We start from the raw sequence: 6,541 nt of genomic DNA, 5'->3' as shown, positions 1-6,541 counted from the left end.
ATGAACTATGGTTTAGTATTTAGTGCTTTTGGAATGGGGGCAATAACCAGTCTTATTGGGTCCTGGCTTCTGGATGCTACTGGTTCTTTTGATTCTGCTTTTCTCTTAGCTGGATTTGCTACAGTATTTGGACTTTTGCTTTTGTATATACTTTATAAAAAATTTTTAGTAAGATAGTTTATTCAGTTATTATTAAAAGTGACAATACAAATAAATGAGATGGGGGTGTTTTTATGACAACAAACCTATCAGATAGTCAAATATTATCTACCAAAAAGATAAAAGAATTATGGTCAAAAACCTATAATGAGGAAGGAAAACCTGATTGGAATCATATTTTTCCACTTTATGATGATAATATTAAATTTCAGGATTCTATTCAAAGAATTGAAGGTAAAAATGAATTTAAAGAAATGTGTAATCGTTTGACAAAACGTTGTAAAAGTTTAAAGATGGATATTATTAATATTAGCAAAATTGATAATATTGTAATGATGGAGTGGAAAATGACTATGTCATTTAGATTTTTCCCACCAAAACCGCTTTATGGAATTTCAAGGTTAACTTTTAATGATGAAGGTTTAATCATTGAACAGAGAGATTATTATGATCTTTGGGGAGATATTTTTGACGAAATACCTCTAATTAGACCGATCTATCGGTGGTTCATGAGGGTATTTTTCGGTTAAGGAGATGTAAAAATGTTATTTAAAATTCCAGAAGAATTGATTTTTATCAAAAATAATAAAGCTGAACAGAAAAATAGTAATAAATCAATGGCTGGAAAACTATGTGTTGTATCCGGTGCTACTTCTGGTGTGGGATATGAAGCTGTTAAAGCTTTAGCAACTGGTGGTGCTAATATTGTAATAGTAGTAAGAAATGAAAAGAAGGCAATTGCTGTTAAAGAAGAAATTGAGAAAAATTATTCAGTATTACTAGATTATTATATTGCTGATTTTTCAGACTTAAAACAGGTTAAAAAAGCTGCTATGTCAATTTTAGATAATTATCAAAAAATTGATGTTTTAATTAATAGTGTTGGTATGTATTCAACTAAAAAATTATTAAATAAAAATGGATTTGAAATGGTTTTTTGTGTCAACCATCTATCAATATTATTATTTACTAAATTGTTATTAAAAAGAATGATTGAATCTGCTCCTTCCAGAATTATTCAGGTTAATTCTGAAGGTCATCGTTTTAATGGGTTAAATATAAATGATATAAACTGGGAAAAGCGAATATATATGGGGTTGAGGAGTTATGGTGCTTCTAAGACAGCTCAATTATTAACTATCTGGGAATTAGCAAAAAAATTAAAAGGGACAGGAGTTACTATTAATGCAATGCATCCTGGTGGTGTAAGAACTAATATCGGTAATAATAATGGCATATTATATCGCTGGTTTTTGCATAATGTGACCTGGCATTTTTTGAAAGATCCTAAAATATCAGGTGATGCTCTCTATTATTTAGCTTCAGCTGATGAATTAAGAGATGTTAGTGCTAAGTTTTTTAACTTAACAATTGAGGAAAAACCTGCTAAACATGCTTTAGATAAAGAAAAACAGAAAAAAATTTGGAATTTATCTTTAGAAATGATTGGTTCAGTAATAAAGGATGTGGATAAATATGAGATATGATGCGATTATTGTAGGTGGAGGGATTGCGGGATTAACAAGTGCAGCTTTTTTAACTAAAAATGGTTATAAAATATTAATTTGTGAAAAAGAAGAAAAAGTTGGTGGTTTGGTTAATTCATTTTATTATGATGGTTTTTTATTTGACACTGGTGTTAGAGGTATACTTGATTCGGGAATTGTAAAACCTATGTTAAAACAACTTGATTTAGATGTTGAATTAGTTAAAAGTATAGTCACTATTGGGATAGAGGAAGAATTTATCCGCGTTGAAAGCACTGAGAGTTTATATGAATATCGAGATATGCTTGTGAAACTTTACCCTGATAATGAAAATGATATTGATTTAATAATTCATGAAATAGAGAAAATTATGGATTACATGGATATTTTATATGGAATTGAAAATCCATTATTTAAAGATTTAAAAAATGACAAAGAATATTTATTTAAAACATTGCTCCCCTGGTTATTTAAATTTATGCCAAAATATTTGAAAATCAAAAATTTTAAAATACCGGTTAATGATTATTTGAGTCAATTTACTGATAATCAATCATTGATTGATATTATTAGCCAACATTTTTTTCCGGAGACACCTGCTTCTTTTGCCTTAAGCTATTTCAGTCTGTATTTAGATTATGAATATCCTCTTAGAGGGACTTCTGATTTGGTTGAAAAGTTAAAAAAATATATTAATAAATCAGCGGGTATTATTAAATTTGATACAAGAATTGAAAAAATTGATAGTGTTAATAAAACCATTTTTGATCAAAATAATAAAAAATATGAGTATGATCAGTTAATCTGGGCAGCTGATTTAAAACAGTTATATAAAGCAATTAATATTGAAAAAATAAAAGATAATAGAGTAAAACAGGAGGTAAAAAAACAAAAATATGTTTTAAACGATAAAAAAGGAGGAGACTCAATTTATTCACTTTTTTTGGCTGTTGATATGGATAAAGAATATTTCTCAAAAAAATCCAGTGGTCATTGTTTTTATACTCCTAAAAAAGATGGGCAAACAAAAATAACTAAGAAATTTAAAAATGTAAGTGAATATAAAAATAAAGAAGAGATTCTAAATTGGATGAATAATTATTTAGATTATACTACCTATGAGATTGCTATTCCTTCATTAAGAAATAAGGAACTTGCTCCAGAAGGAAAAACAGGATTAATTGTTAGTGTACCTATGAATTATGAATTTATCAAAAATATTAATGATTTAGGTTTTTATGAAGAATTTAAAAAATTTACTGAAGAAAAGATTATTAGTGTTCTAAATAATAGTATTTATGAAAATATAAAAGAAAATATAATTCATCAATTTAGTTCGTCACCTCTGACTATTGAAAGGTTAAGTGGCAATTATGAGGGAAGTATAACTGGTTGGGCTTTTACTAATGATGTTATACCAGCTATAACTAAAATGACTAGAATCAAAAAAACCTGTTATACTCCAATTCCTGATGTATTAAAAGCCGGACAATGGACATTTAGCCCTTCAGGTTTACCGATAAGCATCTTAACTGGAAAGATTGCTGCTGATAAGGCAGTGAAAACTCTAAAGAAAGGATAAAGATAATGAAAAAAATTGTTTTGTATAAGAGTAAATATGGAAACACCTTTCAATATGCAACCTGGATTGCAGAAGAGTTGGATTGGGAAATAAGGGATTTTTCAGAATTTAAAAAAGATGAAATAAACGAATATCAAAATATCATTTTTGGAACCGGTGTATATATGGGGAAAATGAACAAAATTAAAAAAGTTCTAAAATGGTTTGAAGATAAACCAATTATTATTTTTGCCAGTGGTGGTAACAATAATGTGGAAGAAGACATTAATGATATCAAAAAAAATAATTTTACTGAAGAGCAATTGGAATTTCATAAATTCTTTTATTTGCCTGGAGGCGTTGATTTTACGAAAGTTACAGGTGTTTTTAAAGTAATGTTAAATGTCTATAAAAAATTTCTTGAAAATAAAAAAAATAAAACAAAGGACGAAAAAGCAATACTTGAAAGCTATTATAACCCGACTAATTATGTCAATAAAAAGCATATTAAAGAGATTGTTGCTTATGCTAAAAAAACTCAAGCATAAAGTGAGGAAGGAGGAATTATATGCTTTGGTTAAATAATATTGCATATACTTATTGGGGCAATTATCCTATAGTAGTTTATCTAGGTATTTTAACTTATTTATTATTGATCTTCACAGCAGCAATACCTAGAATGAATCGGAGAGGATGGACACATATACCAATTAAATATCATATAATTTTGGCTTATATTACTGCTGTATTAGCAACTATACATGGCTTAATGGTTTTAGCCAGTTATCTTTAATTAAAAAAGTGGAGATATAATATTATATCCCCACTTTTATCTTTATTTACCATAATATGATTTTTCATATAATCTTTTCATGTCATTAACTGTAGGTTCTTTTGGATTTGTAAGAGTACAGGGATCTTCCAGAGCATTTTCTGACATTCTAGTTAGTATATCTTCAAAATCTTGATCTGTATAATCCAGCCAATCAATTTCTTGAAAAGAGTTAGGAATATTAACTTTTTTATTTAAATCATTTATTTTATTAGTTAAACTATCAGTTTCAAGTTGATTTTCAATTTCTCTAAATTTATCCTGAGCTGAATCATAATTATAATCAATAACATGCGGTAAAAGAATTGCATTTGCCAGACCATGAGTTATGTGTAATTCACCACCGATTTTATGGGCCAGACTGTGAACTATTCCAAGAGAAGAGTTGGAAAAAGCCATTCCTGCCATTGTTGAAGCATTATGCATTTTTCTTCTAGCTTTCATATTATCACCATCTTCTACAGCTTTAGGCAGATAATTGAAAACTAATTTTATAGCTTTTAGAGCAAGAGGATTACTATAATCACTGGAATTAGTGGATACATAAGATTCAATTGCATGAGCAAGAACATCCATTCCTGTATTAGCTGTTATATGTGAAGGCATAGTAGAAGGTATTTTAGGATCTACAATTGCAATATCCGGTATAATTTCTGGAGAAACAATTGGATATTTAATTTTTTTCTCTGTATCGGTAATCACAGAAAAAGCTGTAATTTCAGAAGCAGTACCACTTGTAGAAGGAATAGCTATAAATTTCGCTTTATTTCTTAATTTTGGTATTGATCCTACTTCAATAATTTCTTCAAAGTTTAGATTTGGATATTCATAAAATGTCCACATCACTTTAGCAGCATCTATAGCAGAACCACCTCCAATGGCAATAATCCAGTCCGGATTAAATTCTAACATTATTTCTTTACCTTTTTGGACAGTTTTTACTGAAGGATTAGGTTCTACTCCATCAATGATTTTACTTTCTATATTAGCTTTCGAGAGAAGTCTTTCAGCTTTATCCAAAAATCCATATTTTTTCATTGAACTGCCTCCTGTTACCAAGACAGCCCTTTTTCCATCTAAGGAAGAAAGATGATCTAATGAGTTTTCATTAAATTTTATTTCAGGTGGAATTGTAAAAGTATTCATATTAATTACCCCTTTCTTATTTTGTTAAATCTTTCACAATTAATATAACATTTAAATTGATTGAGAACAAGAATATAGCTGAAGTATAAATTTTAAAGCTTATATTAAATTTAAAAAAATTATGACAATATATATCTTATTTAATACAGGAATGTTTTCTCATTTGTTGAATTATATTATAACAAAAGTTATTTTTTCAGGTGAAACTAGTTAATAATTAACAAGATAGGAGACTATTAAAATGAATAAAATAGAAGAGAATATTGTTTTCAATAATAGTAATGATAAAAACTATCAAATCCTTTTAAATAATCTATTAAAGAATATTTTTTTTGATTTTCAGTTTTGGTTTGATTTAAATTTATGGGATGATAATTATGAAAGTTATGCATATATTAATAATGATGAAATTGTATCAAATATTAGTGTTTTTAAGACAGATTTAGTTTTTAATCAAAAAAAATATTTAGCTCTCTCAATAGGATCTGTAGCTACCAAAAAAGAATTCAGAGGGAAGGGTTATTCAGGAATATTGATGAACCATATTTTAGATGAATATGAAGGTATTCCTATGTATTTATCAGCCAATGATAGTGTGGTAGATTTTTATCCAAAATTCGGATTCAAACGTGTTTATGAAAAATTACCAGTATATAAATGTGAAGTTAATAATAATATAAAACCTCAAAAAATTAATTATGATAGTAAAAAGGTATGGAATTATATTTATAATCGAATAAATTATTCACAAAAACTTGATTGTTTAAATACTTCAAGTATAAATATTTTTCATATTTATTTAGGCTATCTTAAAGATTATATTTATGAAATTCCTGAATTAAATACGATGATTATTGCTATAAAAAAGGAATCTACTTTAAAACTTGTAGGTATTTTTTCTCTTGAAAATATAAGTTTTTTTGAGTTAATAGATTATTTGCCATTTAAAAATATAAATAAAATAGAGTTTGGGTTTATGCCCTACTGGTCTGATATGAATTATACTATGGAAAATTATAAAACAGATCCTTTCTTTGTCAAAAACATTGATTGTGATTTAGGTGATTTTAAGTTTCCAGAAGTATCAATAACATAAAATTTGTCCTCTTTATATGATTGGAGTGAGAAAGATGAGAAAATTATTTATTAGGAGAGATACTAATGGAAAAGATTGTTTTGAAGGAAGAAAAGGAAACATTGCTTATACCATTGGCAGGAAAAGCTCTGGAAAGTAAAAAAGAAAACCCTATTTTGAATGATAAGAAAGCCATTGAAATTGTTGAACAAATTGATTATGATTTTAATTCATTAAAAATCCCCGAAAAAACAAACATAATGTTATGTATTCGGGCAAAT

Annotated in this window: 8 protein-coding genes; 7 read left to right on the top strand and 1 reads right to left on the bottom strand. The window is 27.5% G+C overall.

Annotated features, from left to right (window positions below; translation table 11 throughout):
* The first annotated feature begins 233 nt into the window (after window positions 1-233).
* From VJ881_05865 to VJ881_05845, 5 genes are read left to right on the top strand one after another with little or no spacing between them, the layout of a single operon-like run.
* The gene (locus VJ881_05865; protein ID HKL75576.1) at window positions 234-689 is read left to right on the top strand and encodes a DUF2358 domain-containing protein; all 456 of its coding nucleotides are present in this window, start codon (window positions 234-236) and stop codon (window positions 687-689) included.
* Between the two features lie 12 nt (window positions 690-701).
* The gene (locus tag VJ881_05860) at window positions 702-1,646 is read left to right on the top strand and encodes an SDR family NAD(P)-dependent oxidoreductase (protein HKL75575.1); all 945 of its coding nucleotides are present in this window, start codon (window positions 702-704) and stop codon (window positions 1,644-1,646) included.
* Entirely contained in the window at window positions 1,636-3,228 is a 1,593-nt protein-coding gene (locus VJ881_05855; protein HKL75574.1) for an NAD(P)/FAD-dependent oxidoreductase, read from the top strand. Before VJ881_05860 ends, VJ881_05855 begins: the two co-directional genes overlap by 11 nt.
* 5 nt (window positions 3,229-3,233) lie before the next feature.
* Complete coding sequence (locus tag VJ881_05850; GenBank protein HKL75573.1) at window positions 3,234-3,755, top strand: flavodoxin domain-containing protein; 522 nt, start codon at window positions 3,234-3,236, stop codon at window positions 3,753-3,755.
* A 20-nt stretch (window positions 3,756-3,775) separates the two neighbouring features.
* A complete protein-coding gene (locus VJ881_05845) occupies window positions 3,776-4,000 on the top strand; it encodes a hypothetical protein (protein HKL75572.1) in 225 nt (74 codons plus the stop codon).
* Window positions 4,001-4,042: 42 nt separating this feature from the next.
* Here the strand turns inward: VJ881_05845 and VJ881_05840 are convergent, their stop codons facing one another.
* On the bottom strand, window positions 4,043-5,185 hold the full coding sequence (locus tag VJ881_05840; GenBank protein ID HKL75571.1) for an iron-containing alcohol dehydrogenase: 1,143 nt from the start codon (window positions 5,183-5,185) through the stop codon (window positions 4,043-4,045).
* 241 nt (window positions 5,186-5,426) lie between these two features.
* Here VJ881_05840 and VJ881_05835 point away from each other — a divergent pair, with 241 nt between their 5' ends.
* Window positions 5,427-6,281: a GNAT family N-acetyltransferase gene (locus tag VJ881_05835; GenBank protein ID HKL75570.1), complete on the top strand. Its 855-nt coding sequence runs from the start codon at window positions 5,427-5,429 to the stop codon at window positions 6,279-6,281.
* A gap of 65 nt (window positions 6,282-6,346) precedes the next feature.
* A partial coding sequence (locus VJ881_05830; GenBank protein ID HKL75569.1) for a hypothetical protein occupies window positions 6,347-6,541 on the top strand: 195 nt, incomplete at its 3' end.

It is taken from the genome of Halanaerobiales bacterium (assembly GCA_035270125.1).
Taxonomy (GTDB): domain Bacteria; phylum Bacillota; class Halanaerobiia; order Halanaerobiales; family DATFIM01; genus DATFIM01.
Note: the sequence above shows the minus strand (reverse complement) of the source record. Positions and strands in the feature narration are given on the sequence as shown.

What these genes read in the sequence shown, in the direction of transcription:
- VJ881_05865 (HKL75576.1), top strand. Translation starts at nt 234, where the DNA reads ATGACAACAAACCTATCAGATAGTCAAATATTATCTACCAAAAAGATA.
- VJ881_05860 (HKL75575.1), top strand. Translation starts at nt 702, where the DNA reads ATGTTATTTAAAATTCCAGAAGAATTGATTTTTATCAAAAATAATAAA.
- VJ881_05855 (HKL75574.1), top strand. Translation starts at nt 1,636, where the DNA reads ATGAGATATGATGCGATTATTGTAGGTGGAGGGATTGCGGGATTAACA.
- VJ881_05850 (HKL75573.1), top strand. Translation starts at nt 3,234, where the DNA reads ATGAAAAAAATTGTTTTGTATAAGAGTAAATATGGAAACACCTTTCAA.
- VJ881_05845 (HKL75572.1), top strand. Translation starts at nt 3,776, where the DNA reads ATGCTTTGGTTAAATAATATTGCATATACTTATTGGGGCAATTATCCT.
- VJ881_05840 (HKL75571.1), bottom strand. Translation starts at nt 5,185, where the DNA reads ATGAATACTTTTACAATTCCACCTGAAATAAAATTTAATGAAAACTCA.
- VJ881_05835 (HKL75570.1), top strand. Translation starts at nt 5,427, where the DNA reads ATGAATAAAATAGAAGAGAATATTGTTTTCAATAATAGTAATGATAAA.